A 19523-nucleotide genomic window follows, 5' to 3' on the forward strand; every position below is an offset into this window, starting at 1 on the left:
ACGCGGCTGTACTGAAAGGAATCGGGATCGATGACCGCACGAAATCGACGTTTGGCACTCGCAACGCTATTGGCTTGCAGCCTGAACGGCTGCAACGGCACTCTGCGCGAACGACAACCACCGTCCGTCGTTGCCGGTATTTCACAGCCACCGGTCGCATCATCGGCCGCTCCCCAGCAAACGCAACCAATATCAAATCCCACGGCAGTTCAAACGGTCGATTTCGAATCCGAAATCCCATCGGCGTTTCCTCAATCGCCTTTGAAAGATGCACCGGATACGACTGTTGGCAACGTGCAACCTGTCATCGTTTCTGATCCGCTGGCCATTGCACCGGTCGCCTCGGGGGATCTGCAAACAGCAGTTGCCTTTGATGCCTCTTCGCCGCCCACACTTTCCTTGGTGGACGTCGAAGCGATGGCCATGTCGCATCCGGCAATTGCCGCCGCAGATGCGGCCGTCCGTCAGGCGCAGGGCCGCGCCTACCAGGCCTGTCTTTCGCCCAATCCGACGCTGCAGTACCAAGCCGACGAGGTCGGTAACGAAGGTAGCGCCGGCTTGCACAGCGTTGGCGTATCCCAGTCCATCGTGACCGCCAACAAACTGGCATTGGCCAACCAAACCCTGCGTCAAGTCGTCCAACAGCGGGTCGCGGATCGCGAAAGAACTCGGCTGCAAGTTTTGACCCGTGTTCGCACGGCTTACTGGAATGCTTTAGCCGCGCAGAAACAAGCGGAATTAACCGACCAGATTGTGGACTTGGCCGAACAGTCGCTGCAGTCGGTTCAAGACCTGTTGGATGCCGAAGAGGTATCCAAAATCGCACTGTTGCAGGCGCGAGTCGAGTTAGAAAACGCACGTATCGAAGCCGAAAACGCGAAGGTTCGAGCCGACGTCGCACGGCGGGCTCTGGCGGCGGCTTCGGGCAACGATTCGATCGGTTCGTCGCATCTGGTCGGTACGTTGGGTGAAGGGCTGACCGACCGCCCGTGGGACCGTTGGTTGCAAACGATCGAAGCCACCAGCCCGGAATTGGCTGCCGCGGGCAGCGAACTGGAACGTGCCCGTTGGGCGCTTCGTTTGGCTTGTGCCCAGGTGACGCCCAACATTACCGGACAAATCGGCGTCGGCGTGGACACGGGATCGGATGACACCTTCGCCAGGTTTGGCATCAGCGTTCCCTTGCCGATCCACAACCGAAATCAAGGAAATATTCGTGCAGCCCGGGCAGCCATTACGGCCGCCGGCGCATCCATCGACGCGACGCGTTTGGACTTGGCATCACGACTGTCACAAAGCATCACCGATTATCAAACGGCGCTTCAAAGGTACCACCGGCTAAATAGCCAAATTCTGACTGACGCCGAAGAAACCTTTGAATTGTCGCGGCAAGCATTCCAAGCTGGTGAGACCAATTTCCTGCAACTGTTAACCGCTCAGCGAACACTGTTTGCGGCAAGATTGAATGTACTGGACGCGGCCAAACAGGCCCACGTGGCCGCCGCGGCGATCGATGGGCTGTTGGTATCCGTCGATTCGCCGAACTAAACTTGGCGTCGACTTAAAAATCATCGCCGCCGATGACTTCCTTGTTGTTGCGTGTCGCCAGCGCTTTATAGATGTCCAAATCGATAAACTTGGTCAACATTCGAACCGAACCGTCGGACAGAATGAACTGGGCACCGCCAGGGTGATAGCTACCAAAATCTTCGAAGTGTCCCACCGGATCATTGGGGACATGGTCGGCGGCCCCCACGATTCGGGCGGCTGGTTCGTTGGCATCGTGAATGACGCCATGCCAAATCGAACCGCCCAGTCGCCCGCTACGTTCGCCCACCATGATGGTCTGGCTCAATCCGTCGTAGATGTCACGGAAACGCAGCTGACTGTTTCCATAGAACAGTCCGTCCCCGTCATACAGATCGTCGTGAATATCTGTCGTACCATAGACGCCAACATAATTGCTCTTGGCGACATCAAACAGGAAATGGGGGCCTAAGTCGACGTTCACGCCGTCTTCGTGATCATGTGCATGATCCTCGTCGTGGTCATCATCTTCGTGCCCATCTTCGTCATCATGATCGTCGTGCTCGTGTTCTTCGCCTTCGGCAATGGCGAACAACAGGCTTAAGGTGTCACTGGGACAAACAAACGATGGAATCGAGCTGGTACGAACGGCCGCATGCTCATCTTCTTCGATCGGTAGTGAAAAATTGACTCGGTCATAGGCCGAGACTTGTTCCATCTGCGGCAAGATCGCAGCCGCCCACCCCCATCCCGGTTCATGATGGTCGTCGTCGGCGGCAATCCAACCGCTGGGCAGTCGCCGGTACGCACTGTGGTAGTTGTGGAGCGCAATTCCGATCTGCCGCAAGTTATTTTGGCAGGACATCCGCCGCGCTGATTCGCGTGCGGCTTGAACTGCGGGCAGCAATAGGCCAACCAGGACGCCGATGACCGCGATCACCACCAGCAATTCGACCAAGGTAAATGCGTTTCGATTCGATGACGAATCTGTTTTGTTGCGGCGGGTCACGCCAGAGAAGAGATTCATGGTTCGGCAAGTGAAGTTCGATTTTCGTGGAATGAATTCCCCGGTCTCGTTGATCAATGATCCGTGCGGCGCAGCCGACGAACCTGTCCGATTGGACCAACGAGAAAGGAAACGATGAAATCAAACTTTCGCTGGCGGCCCGCGGGGACGGGACGCCCCCCAACGCCAGACTTTCTGGCGTCGATCAGTAAACTCGCCCGACGCTTGAGCAGCGACCACTCCCTGGATTGCCGATATCGATTGTTCGTGCGAGCCCGACATGCCACGCACCACACAAAGCGCGCACAGGCCGTGACAACCATCTTCCGCCGTCGCCACCCGCCAATACGACCGATCCTGACCTGAGAGAGCTGACGGTGATGAATCGTCGCATCCGACCGTGCCGTGTTCGCACCCACAGCCCGATTCGTCGACCGCGTCGTCAGAGCAAACCGTGTGGAGAACACACTTGCCGTGCCCGTGATGGTGCGCCGCAGGCATCAGCCATCCACCCACCAAATAGGCGATCAAAGCGATTCGGCGGGTCCAGGTGTGCAAGAAAAGATCCGGTCGGATGGTCGGGGGCAAATGTGACGGAACTGGTAAACCAGCCAGGCCTGGATTAGGACGCGTAGAGGGCCACGCTTCCTACGCCCCAGAAAGCCCTAAAGGATCGGAGAAAAGATGGAAAAAACACGCTCACCGCCAACTTTGCTAGTGTTGGACCTGTCGACAAGGCGATTTTTACCGACAACGTCGAATAAAATCGTTTTTTGCGTCTGGAGTGTGCCTGTCTGCGTCAGACGGCCCGCCAAACTTTGCTCCAACGAGCCCAATTCACACGACGCCCCGTCTTCCCCAGCAGGGAATCAATGCCGGCAAACCACAGCCACGATTGCCAAGATTGCGGGCACGGTGCGGTCCCCCATCATCACGGGCTGACCAGCGGCAATGCCTACGATTCCATTCCCGACAGCCGTTTGCTGTGGACCGTCGCGCTCAATCAGTTGTTGACGGTCGCCCAAGTGATCGCCGGCATTTGGTCGGGCAGCGTCGCCCTATTATCCGATGCGGCCCACAACTTCAGCGATGCCAATGCATTGCTGATCGCCTACATCGCACGCCGGATCTCACGTCGAAAAGCAAGTTCGCAGTTCACGTTCGGCTATCGCCGGGCCGAACTGATCGGTGCGACCATCAACCTGACACTGCTGGCAACTGTCGGCTGCTTTCTGATCTATGAGGCCGCCCACCGTCTGCTCGATCCGCAACCGGTGATCGGTTGGTTGATGGGGGCCGCTGCCGCGATCGCATTGTTGATCGACATCGCGACGGCCGGCTTGCTGTGGGCGATGAGCAAGGGATCGCTTAACGTTCGCGCCGCCTTCGTTCATAACCTTGTCGACGCGGCGGGTTCCGCCGTCGTCTTGATCGGCGCGGTGGTGATCACTTTGACGGACTGGACGTGGGTGGATTCCGCGTTAACGTTCGGATTGGCGATTTACATCCTGTATCAAGTCTGGGCCATGCTGCCACAAGCCATTCGCATTTTGATGGAAGGCACACCACCGGACTTGGATGTGGACGAATTGATTCGCGTCGCTGTCGGAATGCCGGATGTCGTCGGCATGCACCATTTGCACGTTTGGGAACTGGACGAAGATCACCGGGCATTGGAAGCCCACGTCTTAATCCGTTCTGATGATCTTGGTCGAATGGAAGACATCAAACACCAACTGAAACATCGTTTACACGAAGCGTTTGGCATCCAGCATTCCACCTTGGAATTTGAAGTCAGCCGAGACAATCAAACAGACCATTGCATCGGAGCCGTCCACGAAGGGGCGGAACGCTGTTGGAGCCCCGATTTGTCACCAGTCGGCGAAGCGTCCACGCCAGTCAGCCAAGCGTCGATGCGTGACAAGCATCACGAATGATTCTTACTAGCGTTTGATCACTGAACATCATCGACGAAGCCACATCGAATGGGCGTTACTGGCCATCGATCCCAATGGGTTCGGCCCAATGCACCGAATGCCCGGACGTGTCGTTGTCTGATTCGTCGATCGGCAATTCCAGCGTCGCATCGCTCGAAGGCGGCAGCGGATCCCGCGGATCCAGGATTTCAGTTTGCGGCTCCGGTGTTTCCCGCATCGGAGTCGTTTCAACGGATGCGTCATCCACCGTTTCGGAGTCCTGCAATTCTGCGGCCTGCGTGTTCGACGTCGGTGAATCGACCAGATTCAAGTCGTCACCAAGTGTTTGGACGTCAGCGGTGTCGCTGATCATCGCCGGCGAATCCCACTGTGACGTTGATTTGCCATCGGCCGATAAAACCTGTTCAATCCGGTGCGCCAACAGTGCCAATTGAATACACGTCGGACGATCGTAGGAGGCCTCCGCCATCGGCAACGCCTGCTGCAAGTGATCCCACGATTTTTGATAGTCGCCACGACCAAACCAAATCCTGGCGACACGACACAATCGTCGTGCGGCCAAATCGGTGCGTGCCGCTTCGGTGTAGGCCGCCGATGCCAATTCCAAAACGTTAGGAATCTCCCGGTAATTCCCCGCCAGTCGCAGATGATACGCCTCGCGGTCCAGATGGCTTGCGGCACAAAGGTAGTTTGCCTGTGCCAAATGAATCAGTGCGGCGACGTCGTGCACTTCCGCCACCAAGGCTTCGCTGCAAACGCCGTCGGCCAATTCGCAAGCGGTCTGCAACCGCTTCTTGGCACAGGCCAGCTGATATTGCTCCGCCGCCAAACGTGCGGCTGCCAATTGGACCTGGGCGTCATATTCGTCTTCACACTGCTTGCGCAACTTTTTTTGGTGCAACCGCGGTCCAACGCAAGGAACCATGGTCAGACAAGACTGCTTGCATGGGTCTTGGTCACAGCCACAACAACAGCTTGACGCCTCCGGCCCGCACGGCGGCTTGGCACAGGCCGCATTTTGAATCAGATCCGCCGCGGTCGCCAAATCGCCTTCGTCCTGCGCAATCTTGGCTTGCAGCAGGTAAGTGTTTCCCGTCGACAATCCCGCGCGGCACAGTTCCACTCGTGAATCGACCAACCAATCCTTGGCTTCGGGATACTGCCCCAGACTGGCAAAACAGGCGGCCAAGTTATAGGCATGCGTACCGGCCTCGGCCGGATCATCCAACATCCAGGCCCGGGCGATCGCCCGGTGGTACAGCTGAATTGCCGCTTCGGTATCCCCTTCGGCAAACGCTTCGCGTCCGGACTTGGCGTATCGCACCAATGACGAATCGGTATCAGCCACATCCACGGTCGGACTCTGACACCCGATCACGCCTAACACTAGAAAACCGAACAACATGATGCACCGGAGCCGTTGTCGATGATGTCTTTCATCGATCATCGCAGACTTCCTCCGGCGCGGACGTTGGACGGTGAAATCTGGACGCTCGGTTTCCCTTGATTGCTGTATCGACGCAACAGCCAATGGCTGCGAATTTCTTCCACCAGGTCTTGGGTGTCGCTGACGGTATCGTTGACACGCCGTGTGGTACCGGGAAGATCTTGGGCTTCGTCCTGCAGCACCGCAACAAGTTTCTGAGTCTGTACCGCCAACTTCTGGACTTGTTCGGCCGCACCACGCAGTGTGTCAAGCGTCACCGCCATGTCTTCGTTCACGCTTTCGGCCGTTTGCGCGACCGCATTGGATGCATCGCGTACGCTGCGGCTGGACACCTGCACCTGGTCCAGGGCATCGGTGATATCGCCTTCGACTAAATCGGAGACCTGATCGGTCAGCCCGGCAACCTTGCTTTCCAGATTGATCGCGGCTTCTTGCACGGTTCGCATGGTTTCTAACGTCTGCGGACGCACCGTTTCACTGGTTTCGTAGAACGACTCGGCAGCCTGGCGGGACTGGACCAAGGCGGGATCCGCGGACGCCGTCAAAGTGTCTTGAAGCTTGTCAGTCGCGCCGGCGATGCTTTCCAAGGTCGGACGTAACTGTTGTTCAATCATCTGAATTGACTGGCTAACCAATTCCACTTCGCGAGTCATCAGATCGATCGCGTCCGCTTCACCGATGTAGTTTTCCAGTTCGCTGCCCGGCGGCAGCGGCATCCGGTCGTCATCCGGATCGTCGGAACGTCGGATCACCAAGACGGGATTGCCCAGCCCGAATCTTCGCTCTTGGCTGACAATCGAATCGGTAAAGATCTGGCGACTCATTTCCGGGCGTACGCTCAAGTTGACTCGAACCAGATTGGTCGAGTCGACATAGCGAATCGATTCGATCGATCCGGCTCTTTCGCCCAAGATCATCACGTCGGCCCCTTTATGCAGGTCGCCGATCTCATTCTGTTTGATGTTCAGGTAGTAGTTGTCTTGTTCGACGAAATAGTTCCCGGCTCGCAACACCAGAAACGCAAGCGCGACCATCAAGACCAAAATCAACAGCAGAAAAAATCCCACCGCCTGATTGGCGTATCGCAATCGGTAGGGTTCGTTCATGCGTCGTCTCCATCGTTCAATTCCGGATGTCGAACATCCAGTCGGTGCTCGGCCCCCAGAGATTCAAGATGATCGGAATTCCAAACGTCGCTGATCCACACGACCGCCGTGGCTTGTTTCCGAAGCGATTGCACCGCATCGGTCAGCTTCTGACGCCATTTGGACGCGACGTATCGCATCGGGCGTTCCAAGATGACCAATTTGGGCGGGCCCAAGAACGCACGAATCCATTGATGAATCTGAAGTTGGCCCGGCGCGACAAACGCCGGACGTTGTCGACTGATTCGATGCAACCCGATCTGCTCGGCCCAGTGTTCCATTTGACGCATGATCACGGCATCGTCATCACCATGGTGCTGCCGCGACAACATCATGTTTTCGGTCACGTTCAAGTTTGCGATCCAACCGACGCCGTCAAAGACTCGGCCGATCTGACCTCGACTGCGAAACAGAGTTTCGTCGTTCATGGCTGTCCAATCCGTTTGATCGAACAGAACCGTTCCGGCCGACGGCGGCTTCAACCCCTGCAACACCGAAGCAAAGAATCGCGTTTGGTGGGACATCTCGCAGTGCACGACCAGCAGTTCACCTTGCCGTACGGTCAGGTCCGACTTCCTTAAACAGACACTTGCACCGGAGTCGCTGCCGACGTCCAGATCGACCCAACTTAATACCGGCGGCTTGGATGCAATGCCTTTCGTTTCCGCGGATTCCCGCGTACTGGTGTTTCGTTTCATGGCCTTATCCAATCTTGAAAACCAGGATTCGGCCATAGATCAGCACCGACAGAAATGCCGACACGGCCAAGACGGCCGACAATGCCCGGATGACACTGCGACTGGAAACCCGGGCCACATCGGTCACCGTCCCGCGGACGCTGACACCGTCTTGGCAACAAATGGCACCGGCGAAACCGCCTGCGATCAACGTCTTGCTGACAAAGAACAACAGGTCCAGCGAATTGGCTTTGCGAAACATCAATTCCAAGAACGACGTCAATCCCACGCGGACGGCCCCCATCGCCCAGCCAACGGCAAAACCGGTGATCAACATGGTCGTCGTCAACAATACGGCCAAGCAAAAGACGCTGGTCACGATACTGATGATCCGCGGCATGATCAGATAGGTCATCGGATCGATGCCTTGGGCCTCCAAAACTTCAAATTCGTCGGCGACAACCATCGATGCCAGTTCTGTGCTGATCGCCACACCGCTGCGTCCGATCACCACCAGACAAGCCAACAGCGGTCCCAATTCTCGTACCACGGCCCGCCACAGAAAGGGCGCGACGAAGTCCGCGCCGACGCCGAATTGGTCCGACCACAGCAATGCCTGGACGATCAACAGAATCCCGGCGGCGATCCCAAACCGGACGATCGCCGGAACCGCATCGACCGCGGTGAAGAACAACTGGCGGACCATCACCAGACGCACCGGCGGGGTCCACGACGCCGGTCGAATGGACAGATACCCGGTGGCCCACAACAACGACAGAATCGACGCCACGGTATGCAGACGCGACAACGCCGCACCGCCCAACGTGTCCGCGACACGCAGCGGCGCCACCAACCACCCAGTGGCCGACGGTAGCGTTCGTGTTTCACGAATCGGTGTCACGGGGACCAAGCGTGGGCGACGAGGCAACGGGGAAAACAGTCGGCGAATCAGCTACAACCGACACCTTCGTCGCAATCGGCGGGACGCTTCCCACCGAACCAGCCAAAACGGTGCCGCCGTCACAACCGGAATCGATCAGCCTGGCCGAATCGTCATGTCCGGCACAACCGTCACCTTTGCGGGGTGAAACGGACCGCCACATCAATGCCCCCCCAAAAAAAATGCCACGAACGGCAATGCCGATCGTGGCGGGATGGATGAATGCTTCGGTTCAGCCGGCGAAACGCCTGCTGGAATGGTTGCCAGGCTTATCGAGACGCCCGCAACATGCCCCGAGCCCGGCGAACCGCGGCTTCTTTGATTTGGATCTGCTCGGGTGACAGCGACGGCATTTCCAGCGCCTCGTCCAAGTTCTTTTGAGCTTCTTCGCCGTCAAGCAGATCGACGGAGATCGCACGACTGGTCAGCACATTGACCACATCGCCTTCGACCTGGGCGAACCCACCGTCGACGAAATAGCGTTCCGGACCGGCATTGGTCTGCATCCGGAGCACCCCGTGCCCGAGCCGGCCGATCATCGGCGCACGGCCGCTTTGGACTCCCAGTTCACCGTCGAACATCGGCAGGGCCACAAAGTCAGCTTCGCGGTCCAGCTCGGTGCGTTCCGGCGTGACGACAATACAACGAATGGCCATCGTTTACTTCGACTCCATCTTCTTGGCCTGTTCTTCGGCCTGTTCGATCGGACCGACGTACATGAAGGCCTGTTCGGGCAAGTGGTCCCATTTACCGTCGCAGATTTCTTCGAAGCTGCGGATCGTGTCTTCCAGCGAAGTGATTTCACCCGGCTTGCCGATGAAGACTTCGGCGACCAAGAACGGCTGGGACAAGAAACGTTCGATTCGACGCGCGCGGTGCACGATCGTCTTGTCCTCTTCGCTCAATTCATCAACACCCAAGATGGCGATGATGTCTTGCAGTTCACGATAGCGTTGCAAAATCGTTTGCACGCGGCGAGCGATCGCGTAGTGACGATCACCGACGTACTGCGGGTCCAAGATCCGGCTGTTGGATGCCAACGGGTCGATGGCGGGATAGATTCCCTTTTCCGAAATCGATCGTTCCAGATAGATGAACGCGTCCAACTGGCCGAACGCGGTGGCCGGCGCGGGGTCGGTCGGGTCATCGGCGGGGACATAAACGGCTTGCACCGATGTGATCGCACCGCTCTTGGTCGATGTGATGCGTTCCTGCAGGGCACCCATCTCGGTCGCCAGGGTCGGTTGGTAACCCACGGCCGACGGCATCCGTCCCAACAACGCGGACACTTCGCTACCCGCTTGGGAGAAGCGGAAAATGTTGTCGACGAACAACAGGGTGTCGGCGCCGGTCGTATCGCGGAAGTATTCCGCCATCGTCAGTGCGGACAGAGCGACACGAAGACGTGATCCCGGCGGCTCGTTCATCTGACCGAACACCATGCAGGTTTGTTCGATGACGCTGCGGCCGGTCGAACCGATTTCGGTCTCCTGCATTTCCAACCAAAGGTCGGTGCCTTCGCGGGTCCGTTCACCGACACCGGCGAACACCGAATAACCACCGTGGCTGCTGGCAATCCGAGCAATCAACTCGGTCAAAATCACCGTCTTGCCCAATCCCGCACCACCGAACAGTCCGGCTTTACCGCCGCGAACGAACGGGGTCAGCAGGTCGACCACCTTGATCCCGGTTTCGAACAATTCAGTGTTGGTCGAAAGTTCGTTGACCGGCGGGGCTTCGCGGTGGATCGGCCAGTAATCATCGGCCTGGACGTCGCCGCGTTTGTCGATCGGACGTCCCAGCACGTTGAAAACGCGACCCAAGGTTTGCTTTCCAACGGGCACCGAAACCGGTTGCCCGGTGTCGACCACGTCCATGCCCCGCATCATGCCTTCGGTGCTGCCCAGTGCGATCACCCGCACGCGGCCACCGCCAAGGTGCTGTTGGACTTCACCGACCAAGTCGATGTCAACGCCCTTGTGCTGGCTCTTGATGCTCAGGGCGTTATAGATTTTCGGAAGCTGACCTTCGGGAAACTCCGCATCGAAGGTGGATCCGATGACTTGGGTGACTTTACCGGTCACTTGCTGTTCAGTAGCGATGGACATGGATCAGAGGCAAAGGTTGAAAGGTTAACGGGTGGACGGGTGTCGGAGCGGGGCAGGGCGATCGATCGTTTGACGGCCGCTTTGCGATTCAGCTGCTCCGTTGATTTTCCAAGGCTTCAATTTTCCAAAGCTTCGACGCCGCCGATGATCTCCATGATCTCGCCGGTGATTTGGCTTTGGCGGGCGCGGTTGTAGGTCATGGAAAGTTGTTTGATCATTTCGCCGGCATTCTCGGTGGCGCCCTTCATGGCGACCATTCGGGCGACCTGCTCGCTGACCGCCGAGTCCAAGAAACACTTGAAAAGCTTGACCTTGAAACTGGTCGGGACGACTTCTTCCAAAATGCTTTCAGCCGATGGCAAGAATTCGTATTCGGCCACCGATTCATCCCCGGTGGATTCTTCGTCGTCGCTCAGTGAACCGAGCGGCAGAAGCTGTTCGACGGTGGCGACCTGGGAACTGGTGCTGTTGAACTTGGTGTACACCACATCCAAGCGATCCAATTTCCCTGTGATGTAGTCGTTCAAGTAACCGTTGGCGATGGTTTCGACATCGTCATAGGGCGGTTGATCTTCGAACTGATAAAACTGCTGGTCCGTTGCCATCCCGCGGAACTTCAGCCCATTGACGCCTCGCTTACCGCTTGCGTCGACCGCAACGTTGGGAACGTCTTCGCGCAGTTTGCGAATCAGCGGCATCGCGGTTCGCAGGATCGATGCGTTGTAACCACCGCACAGTCCCCGGTTGCTGGAGAGCACCAGTACGCGAGCGTTTTTGATCTCGTCACGCGGTTCCAAAAGCGGATGGCTGACTTCCAAACCCGCGGCGGCCAAACGTCGCACGATCTTGGTGATCTGATCCGTATAGGCCGTCGCCGCCGACGCACGATCCATCGCTTTTTTGTATCGCGCCGTAGCGATCAATTCCATCGTTCGCGTGATCTTGCGAATGTTCTTGATCGACTTACGTCGCTTATCGAGTGCTCTAGCGTTGGCCATGGATTACTTATTGAAGCAAACGGAGGTTGAAGGGGTATCGATAGAACTGTCCATCTTTCACCGCCAACGTTGCCAGGATGCCGAAAACGACTTGCAGGATGACCGGGACAAAGATCAGCGGCCAAACCAGTCCGCAAGTCGCCAGGGTCAGCACGAAGCAGGCCCCCGACAGGATCAACAGGGTGATTTGGAAGTTCAACGCTTCTTTCGCTTGCGACTCCACATACGGGGACGTGTCTTTTTTGATCAGATAAACCACCAGCGGTCCGACAAATCCGACCAAGCCACCGGCGATGATTCCCGCGATGCCCGACAAATGGGCGATCAGGGCTAGATTCTTTTCGTCATTGGTCGGCGGGGCTCCCACTTGGGGAATCGGTTCGGGTGACGTGGAATGGGTCTTATACGACGGGTTGTCGGATTGCCCCGAATCGGGGCGATTGGCATAGGGATCGTAACCGGGGCCTTGCGGTGAATTCGGATCATTGGGTTGCATACGATTTCACTCCTGATGGGCCCGGTCAACGCCGGGGCGTTTAGGTGGCAGCCGGTGGTTTATAGCCGGCCTTGAATTCTTTGATCGCCGATTCGATTCGCTCGACAATCTCGTCGGACAATTCGCCCTTTTCGACCAAGTCGTTCAGCAACGGTTGGTGCTTGTTCCTGGCGAACTGCAGAAAGTCTTGTTCCCACTGCTGGACCGACTTGATTTCGACTTCGTCCAGGTGGCCTCGCGTGCCGGCGAAAATGCTGAGCACTTGTTCTTCGACGGGCAAAGGCTGGTATTGGGGCTGTTTCAGCAATTCGACCATTCGGTACCCACGGTCCAGCTGTGCTTGGGTCGCGGCATCCAGGTCGGTGCCCAACTGGGCAAAGGCTTCCAAAGCCCGGAACGCGGCCAAGTCCAACCGCAATCCGCCGGCGACCTTCTTCATCGCTTTGATCTGGGCGGCACCACCAACGCGTGAGACCGAAATCCCCGCGTTCATCGCCGGGCGAACCCCGGAAAAGAACAAGTCGGGCTGCACATAGATCTGGCCGTCGGTGATCGAAATCACGTTGGTCGGAATGTAAGCCGAAACCTCGCCTTCCAGCGTTTCGATGATCGGCAGGCTGGTGATCGATCCGCCACCCAATTCATCGGACAGCTTGGCCGATCGTTCCAGCAGGCGACTGTGGCAATAGAACACGTCCCCGGGATACGCTTCGCGTCCCGGCGGACGACGCATCAACAGACTCATCTGACGATACGCCGTGGCTTGCTTGGACAAATCGTCATAGACAACCAAGCAGTGGCCGCCATTGAACATGAAGTGTTCGGCCATCGCGGTACCGGCGTACGGTGCGATGTATTGCAGCGGGGCGGGGCTACTGGCACCGGCGGCAATCACCGTGGTGTATTCCATCGCACCGTAGCGTTCCAAGATGTCGACCACGCCAGCAACGGAGCTGTCCTTTTGGCCGATCGCGATGTAGAAACACTTAACGTCCTTGCCCTTTTGGTTCAGGATCGCGTCGATGGCGATGGCCGTCTTACCCGTTTTACGGTCACCGATGATCAGTTCCCGTTGGCCACGTCCGATGGGGGTCATCGCGTCGATCGCCTTGATCCCGGTTTGCATCGGCTCGGTCACCGGCTGACGCTCGGCAACACCGGTGGCGATGATTTCGACCGGTCGCGACGCATCGGTTTGCACCGGGCCTTTGCCGTCCAGCGGGTTGCCCAACGGGTCCAGCACGCGGCCGACCACCGCATCGCCGGCGGGAACCGACAGCAGGGTGCCCAGGGCTTTGACTTCGTCGCCTTCTTCGATGGTCAGGTAATCACCCAAGATGATCACACCGACGCTATTTTCTTCCAGGTTGAACGCCAGGCCGATCGCACCGTTGGGAAATTCGACCATTTCCCCGGCCATAACGCCTGACAAGCCGTAAACGCGGGCGATCCCGTCGCCGACTTCCAGCACGGTTCCGACTTCGCGGACGTCGATCTTGCTTTCAAACTGCTCGATCTCTTGTTGCAAGACCGATGCGATTTCGTCGCTATTGAATTTCACGGCAGGTTATTCCGGATGAATCTAACCAGATGGAATGAATGAGTTTCGGACGCTGCTACTGAGCAGCCGCATCGGAGGAATCTGTATCGTCGGACGAACCGACATCGGCGGTCACGAATGCTTCGGCCCGCCGCAGCAATTGCTGGCTGAAACCGTCGCGGACCTTTTGACGAACCTTGGCCAACCGTCCGGCCACCGATGAATCGAACACCGTATCGCCGACTCGGACGACCATGCCGCCGATCAAATCGGTATCAATTCGTTCGTTCAAACGAACATGCCGTCCCAGGGTTTCACCCAGCCGACGCAAAACAACTTCGCGTAAATCGTCGGTGATTGGTACCGCGGTGCGAATCTCTGCGACGACCCGGCCCAGCTGTTCGTCACGAATATCGGTCGCCGCGTCACGCACCGCCCTGAGGTATCCCAGACGGCCGTGGGCGTTCATGACCTTCAAAGCGTTTGTCAAAACGGGGTGAATTTGACCGGCGAACAAACGATCGACGACCGCGTTTTTCTCCGATTCACTGACCCGAGGCGAAGCAAGTGCAGCGGCCAAACGAGGATTCGCTGACAAACCTTCATCGACAATTTCGCCCAACTGCCCCAGGACTTCATCGGCGACGCCCTGGTTGTGCGCGGCCGCCATCAGAGCACGAGCGTAGGTCTTGCCCAGTTGCTCGGCACCGATGTCAAGCACGGTTGGGTATTCGGTGGCTTCTGACACTTGATGAGGTTCGCTGGTTGACGTTTCGCTAAGTGACGTGATCGCTGGAAAGACACCCGATCGCGGCTGATGGATCCGACGCGATGCGGAACACGAACGCGAAGGGATGACGGTTGCACCGCGGCCGAGACCGGGTGGGCTTAGTTATTACTGGGCAGACGATCGAGCGACTGTCGGATCAGTTCGGAGTGTTCTTGTTCGTTCAATTCACGTCCGACAACCGAACCGGCCAACTTGATCGCCAAGTCGGACGTCTGGCCGGCGATCTCCGAAAGCGCGACCTTTTTGGCGGTTTGGATTTCGGCGACCGCACGCTCTTGCTGGCGTGACGCTTCCTGTTTGGCTTCGTCGACGATTCGCTGGCCGGTGGCCTGGGCGTCGTTGCGGGCTTCGGCCAACATCGATTGAACCTGTTGCGCCGCGTCGTCCAACTTCACCTGGTATTCCTTCAACAGCTTCGCGGCATCCGAATTGGCCTGTTCGGCCGCCTGCAGATCACTGCGAATCTTATCTTCACGGGCCCGCAAGCCGCCCAACACGTTGGGCCAGACGAACGCCGACAAGACGGAGAACACAAACAGGAAGATCAAAACGTTGAACATGGCCGAACCGAAGTCGAACGACAGCAAGCCGCCCTCCGCTTCGTCGCCGTGTCCGTCGTCACCATCGTGCTGGTGATCCCCTTCGGCATGGCCGTCACCGGCGTGATCGTCGTGGCCGTCCTCGTGATCGGCGGCGTCCGCGTCGGAACCATCGGCGGAAGTCAATTCGACCTCCACGGCGTCCTCCGGTTCATCGGCGGCCGAGACATACGAACCCGCCGACATCGCCAGCACGGCCAACATCAACAGCATGGGAAAGCGCATCGAAATCACGCTCATGATTTTCAGCATCGAAAGGGGAACGGGAAACTAGCTTGCCGTGACCGCCGGAGTCGAAAGCCCCACAGTGGCGATGCGGTGCATCGAACAAGCTGCGGAAATCCCAACGGCCGTCACGCGCCGGGGTGGTGCCGTCTAGCTGACCAGCAGCGAGAACACCAATGCGATCACGGTCGCACCTTCGATCAGAGCGGCTGCAATGATCATTGCGGTTTGGATACGTCCGCCGGCTTCCGGCTGACGCGCCATCGCGTCGACTGCCGAACCGCCGATGCGGCCGATTCCCAAGCCGGCACCAATGATGATCAGACCGATTCCCAGGCCGATCCCCATGCGGCCGTAATCGGTGGTGATTTGTGCCAACAACGTTGCCAATTCAAACATCGAGAGAAAGCTCCAACAAAAGGAAAACCAAAGGTGGTTGTAAAGGATGGTTGAGGGTTAAACGGCCGGCCCGAGCCGGCCTGGGTCAAAAATTTTGTCGGGATCCATTTGCGCGGCATCCGTCAAAGCATCCGGATCATGATCCAGTTCGTCGTCGTGCTCGTGCACCGCAGTGGCCGCAATGAACAGGACCGTCAAGAACGTGAAGATGAAGGCCTGCAAGAAACAGACGAACAACTCCAACAGCGTCAACGCCGTCGCGACCAGCATCACGGGAATCGAAACCGCCCACGCACCGCCGTCGCCGATGGCCTCCTTGGCCGTGAAGATCAGCCCGATGAAGGCGGCCAGCACCAAGTGGCCGGCCATCATGGTTCCGAACAACCGCATGGCCAAGACAAAACACTTGACCAACAAACTGAGCCATTCCAGGACATACAACAGCAAGGAAATCGGCAGCATCGCCACCCCTTGATCCCAGCCCAGCGGGTTGAAGTGATTGAAGAACGCTTTGGCGCCGGTTTCTTTGATCCCGATATAAAGGATCGCGATGAACGACAGCACGGCCATCACGCCGGTCAGCGACAAGTTCCCCGTCGCACTGCCGCCCCAGTGACTGTAGTGCGTATCACCAGTGATCAACTGCAACATCGCACCGAACGGGATCACACCCAGAACATTGGCGAACAGAATGAAGAAGAAGATCGACCAGATGTAGTAAATGTATTTATCGGTCAGACCGTGCAGGTTCGGTGCGGCCACTTCATCACGGATGAAGGCACACATGGTTTCGAACAACTGGCTGATCCGCCCCTTGGTCTGAAACCGCTCCAGGCCCTTGCCCGTTCCGGTCCCGACACGACGACCGACCCAAGCAAACGTCAGAATCACCAACAGGCCGGCAACCGCCGACATCATCAAATGATTGGTGATAAAGAACTCATAGTATCCGTCGCGGATGCCCAATGCCGGCACGTCTTCACCAATGAACGACGCGGGCAAACGAAACAGCGGTTCGCTGTGCAGGGCGTGTGGAACGGCGTGTTCGAGCGGACTGTGGGCAGCCAGAAACATGCGGATATCGGCGTAAGAATTGGACAGTTCAATCCGACCGATCGGTCGGCGAAGGGTCGGCCTTGGGGATGGTCCGGGCCAGACCGATGACTTCGAGCGTCACGAGGTACACGTACCACGCCAACAGCCAAGCGGCCGTGATGCGATCCGAAGCAGCCATGTGATAGCGGCAGAGCATAAACAGTACAACGGTACCAACAAGCCGTAGCAAAGCAGATAAAACAAACTCGGCCCCAAAACCTTGATAGGCCAGGGCATCTTCACCATCGCCGCCGCCGGCATCCTGACCGGCCGTGGCCGCCTCCCGCAGCCGCCCGCGCACCACCGCCGGAGTCACCGCGGCGACCGCAACGATCAGGCTGCTGATGGCCATCGCCAACCAGTGCCGCGCCGGAAGCCCGGTCGCCAGAACCGGCACCGCCCAAGCCAGCACCGCCGCAGCAGGCAACATCACGGCCCAGCCGATCAGCATCCAACGCAACGATGTTTCGAATGGCCGCAGCGGCCGCCGCTGGTCCTTCACCCTGGACCTCTTGCTTGCCCCGACTGGCCGCCTTGCCCCGACTCGCCGTCGTGTGTCGCCTCGCCGCGCCGATCGCCCCCTCCAGCTTCGGTGCGATCCACCGGAGATTCCGACCCAGTGGGCGAACCGGAACCTTGGCCGTCACCGCGCCCCCGGATTCCCGACGCCGACCGGTCGTAACGCTGGCTGATTTCGTTGGCCATACGAATCAATCGATACATCCCCAGTGCAAACCCCAACAACACACCGGCAACAGCCAGCCAAGGCGTCTGCCATCCGATCGACCGATCCGCCAAGTAGCCGATCGCACCAAACCCCAAGGCACCACCGGCCAGCTCCACGCCGACCCCGGCCAGACGCCGAGTCGCGGGCGAAAGAAACATTCCCATCACAGGCACCTTCCGGAATTCCGGAACGATCCCCCCGGGCCCCAACAATTGCCGCCCCAGCAGTTTCGGCGTAGCAGTCTCATACGACACCCTTGACGACATTCTTGAACAAATCGCGGCGGACCGCACCGACCAAAACCAGACACCACCCCAACGGGGCAAAAGGGTCCGCATGACATGAATAAACGGGGAAAATCTGTCCGACTTATGCCGCCTGGGCAACCCTCCAGCGGGGAAACTGGAGTTCCCATCGCGGTTTTGAACATCTCAACCCTAGACCAATCCATCTCCCCTTGGCATAATGTCACAGGTATCGATTATCCCGTTAAAAGGGGTCGTCGACCAGCCTCCCTCCTTCAAATCCTGCCGTTCTCGTCGCCCCTGCCCACCTTGCGACGAACATCCAAACCGCCATGGCAGCCGCCCCTGCAGCGGGCCGGTTGTATACATCCAGGAGACCGACGCCGTGATCACAACAGCCGACTTAAAAGCCCAGACACGACGTGAATTGGCCGATCTGGCGAAGAATTACGGGATCAGCGGTTGGCACGGGATGCGGAAGCACGAACTGGTCACAGCGATCGAAAAGATGCAACGCTCGCTTCGCCGCAGCGGAAACGCTTCGAAAGCCAAGACGGAGTCGCGGTCCGCCAAGTCGATGGCTCCTAACCGGACGAAATCAACCACCACCAAAGTAAAATCGACCTCCAAGAAACGTCGCACGGGCACCCAAGGGCGTGTGGCTGAAATGAAACCGCCACGTGTGTCACCCAAGACCGCGAGAATTCGGGCTCAGATCCGCAAGCGACGTGAATCGGTTCAACGCAACCGCGACTTGTCCACCGGCACCCTGGTCGGCGGCGCCGCCCTGAAAAACGGTGCCCAACGCACCCGCGGCGACGAACCGCATCAAGATCGCGTCGTGCTGCTGGTGCGTGACGCTTTCTGGCTGCAGGCCAGCTGGGAAATCACCCGCGCCAGCGTCCAGCGTGCTCAATCCGCCTTGGCCGAACGCTGGCACACCGCGGTCCCAACCCTGCGTTTGCTGACCGTCGGAGACGTGTCATCCAACCGTGCCGAGAGCATCGAACGCGACATCCAAATCCACGGCGGCGTGAACACGTGGTACATCGACGTCGACGAACCGCCGTCGCGTTTCCGCGTGATGGTCGGTTATCTGGCCGACAACGGCGAATTCTTCTCACTGTGCCGCAGCAACATCGTTGAAACCCCCAAGCCGGGCGAATGCGAACGACTGGACGAACACTGGTCGGACATCGCCGAAGATTACGAGCGGATCTATTCGCTGAGCGGTGGCTACGACACCGACGGTGGCGACCTGCGGGAGATGTTCGAAGAACGGCTGCAACGCACCATGCCCCAACGCGGCGAAAACGGCCTGACCGCCGAACCCACACTCCTGCGTGAAAACCGGTTGCCGTTCAAGGTCGACGCCGAAATGATCGTCTTCGGCAGCACGTCGCCGACCGCTTCGGTGATGATCGGTGGCAACCCCGTCAAACTGCAAGCCGACGGCTCGTTCACCGTCCGCCTGAAGATGCCCGATAAGCGTCAAGTTCTGCCGGTGACCGCTGAAAGCCGTGACGGATCCCGTCAACGCACCACCGTGATCGCGGTCGAACGAAACACCAAGACGATGGAAACGGTCGACTTTGAAGACAAGATCTGATCGGGTCGGCCAA

Annotated in this window: 19 protein-coding genes; 3 read left to right on the forward strand and 16 right to left on the reverse strand. The window is 58.2% G+C overall.

Annotation, left to right across the window (positions count from 1 at the left end):
* The first annotated feature begins 30 nt into the window (after positions 1-30).
* Positions 31-1548: a TolC family protein gene (locus tag Mal65_RS20285; RefSeq protein ID WP_145301829.1), complete on the forward strand. Its 1518-nt coding sequence runs from the start codon at positions 31-33 to the stop codon at positions 1546-1548.
* 13 nt (positions 1549-1561) lie between these two features.
* Here Mal65_RS20285 and Mal65_RS20290 read toward each other — a convergent pair whose 3' ends face one another.
* Positions 1562-2554: a DUF1559 domain-containing protein gene (locus tag Mal65_RS20290; RefSeq protein ID WP_145301832.1), complete on the reverse strand. Its 993-nt coding sequence runs from the start codon at positions 2552-2554 to the stop codon at positions 1562-1564.
* A gap of 851 nt (positions 2555-3405) precedes the next feature.
* Between Mal65_RS20290 and Mal65_RS20295 the strand changes: the two genes are divergently transcribed.
* Positions 3406-4470: a cation diffusion facilitator family transporter gene (locus Mal65_RS20295; protein WP_145301834.1), complete on the forward strand. Its 1065-nt coding sequence runs from the start codon at positions 3406-3408 to the stop codon at positions 4468-4470.
* A gap of 55 nt (positions 4471-4525) precedes the next feature.
* Here Mal65_RS20295 and Mal65_RS20300 read toward each other — a convergent pair whose 3' ends face one another.
* The 15 genes from Mal65_RS20300 to Mal65_RS20370 form a co-directional block, all read right to left on the reverse strand.
* Positions 4526-5917: an ATP-binding protein gene (locus Mal65_RS20300; RefSeq protein WP_145301837.1), complete on the reverse strand. Its 1392-nt coding sequence runs from the start codon at positions 5915-5917 to the stop codon at positions 4526-4528.
* Complete coding sequence (locus Mal65_RS20305; RefSeq protein WP_145301840.1) at positions 5914-7023, reverse strand: MlaD family protein; 1110 nt, start codon at positions 7021-7023, stop codon at positions 5914-5916. Before Mal65_RS20305 ends, Mal65_RS20300 begins: the two co-directional genes overlap by 4 nt.
* Positions 7020-7760, reverse strand: coding sequence for an ATP-binding cassette domain-containing protein (locus Mal65_RS20310; RefSeq protein WP_165701414.1), 741 nt, complete (start codon positions 7758-7760; stop codon positions 7020-7022). The genes Mal65_RS20305 and Mal65_RS20310 overlap by 4 nt, the downstream gene beginning before the upstream one ends.
* Before the next feature lie 4 nt (positions 7761-7764).
* Positions 7765-8640, reverse strand: coding sequence for an ABC transporter permease (locus tag Mal65_RS20315; protein WP_165701415.1), 876 nt, complete (start codon positions 8638-8640; stop codon positions 7765-7767).
* 308 nt (positions 8641-8948) lie between these two features.
* A complete protein-coding gene (locus Mal65_RS20320; RefSeq protein ID WP_145301849.1) occupies positions 8949-9335 on the reverse strand; it encodes a F0F1 ATP synthase subunit delta/epsilon in 387 nt (128 codons plus the stop codon).
* Between the two features lie 3 nt (positions 9336-9338).
* The gene (gene atpD / locus Mal65_RS20325; RefSeq protein ID WP_174820191.1) at positions 9339-10787 is read right to left on the reverse strand and encodes a F0F1 ATP synthase subunit beta; all 1449 of its coding nucleotides are present in this window, start codon (positions 10785-10787) and stop codon (positions 9339-9341) included.
* Positions 10788-10903: 116 nt separating this feature from the next.
* Complete coding sequence (atpG, locus tag Mal65_RS20330; RefSeq protein WP_145301852.1) at positions 10904-11785, reverse strand: ATP synthase F1 subunit gamma; 882 nt, start codon at positions 11783-11785, stop codon at positions 10904-10906.
* A 7-nt stretch (positions 11786-11792) separates the two neighbouring features.
* The gene (locus Mal65_RS20335) at positions 11793-12281 is read right to left on the reverse strand and encodes a DUF4870 domain-containing protein (RefSeq protein WP_145301855.1); all 489 of its coding nucleotides are present in this window, start codon (positions 12279-12281) and stop codon (positions 11793-11795) included.
* Between the two features lie 40 nt (positions 12282-12321).
* Positions 12322-13842, reverse strand: a complete 1521-nt coding sequence (atpA, locus tag Mal65_RS20340) for a F0F1 ATP synthase subunit alpha (RefSeq protein ID WP_145301858.1) — start codon at positions 13840-13842, stop codon at positions 12322-12324.
* 55 nt (positions 13843-13897) lie between these two features.
* Positions 13898-14569 (reverse strand): ATP synthase F1 subunit delta, encoded by a 672-nt coding sequence (atpH, locus tag Mal65_RS20345; protein ID WP_145301861.1) that lies wholly within the window; start codon positions 14567-14569, stop codon positions 13898-13900.
* A gap of 140 nt (positions 14570-14709) precedes the next feature.
* Positions 14710-15462 (reverse strand): F0F1 ATP synthase subunit B, encoded by a 753-nt coding sequence (gene atpF / locus Mal65_RS20350; protein ID WP_231131190.1) that lies wholly within the window; start codon positions 15460-15462, stop codon positions 14710-14712.
* A gap of 123 nt (positions 15463-15585) precedes the next feature.
* Entirely contained in the window at positions 15586-15834 is a 249-nt protein-coding gene (atpE, locus tag Mal65_RS20355) for an ATP synthase F0 subunit C (RefSeq protein ID WP_145301864.1), read from the reverse strand.
* Positions 15835-15891: 57 nt separating this feature from the next.
* Positions 15892-16914 (reverse strand): F0F1 ATP synthase subunit A, encoded by a 1023-nt coding sequence (atpB, locus tag Mal65_RS20360; RefSeq protein WP_145301867.1) that lies wholly within the window; start codon positions 16912-16914, stop codon positions 15892-15894.
* A gap of 22 nt (positions 16915-16936) precedes the next feature.
* Positions 16937-17431 (reverse strand): hypothetical protein, encoded by a 495-nt coding sequence (locus tag Mal65_RS20365; RefSeq protein ID WP_165701416.1) that lies wholly within the window; start codon positions 17429-17431, stop codon positions 16937-16939.
* Entirely contained in the window at positions 17428-17820 is a 393-nt protein-coding gene (locus Mal65_RS20370; protein ID WP_145301872.1) for an AtpZ/AtpI family protein, read from the reverse strand. The genes Mal65_RS20365 and Mal65_RS20370 overlap by 4 nt, the downstream gene beginning before the upstream one ends.
* Before the next feature lie 466 nt (positions 17821-18286).
* On the opposite strand from Mal65_RS20370, the gene Mal65_RS20375 reads away from it, so the two are divergent.
* On the forward strand, positions 18287-19510 hold the full coding sequence (locus tag Mal65_RS20375) for a DUF4912 domain-containing protein (protein ID WP_145301875.1): 1224 nt from the start codon (positions 18287-18289) through the stop codon (positions 19508-19510).
* The last annotated feature ends 13 nt before the right edge of the window (positions 19511-19523 follow it).

This window comes from Crateriforma conspicua (assembly GCF_007752935.1).
Taxonomy (GTDB): domain Bacteria; phylum Planctomycetota; class Planctomycetia; order Pirellulales; family Pirellulaceae; genus Crateriforma; species Crateriforma conspicua.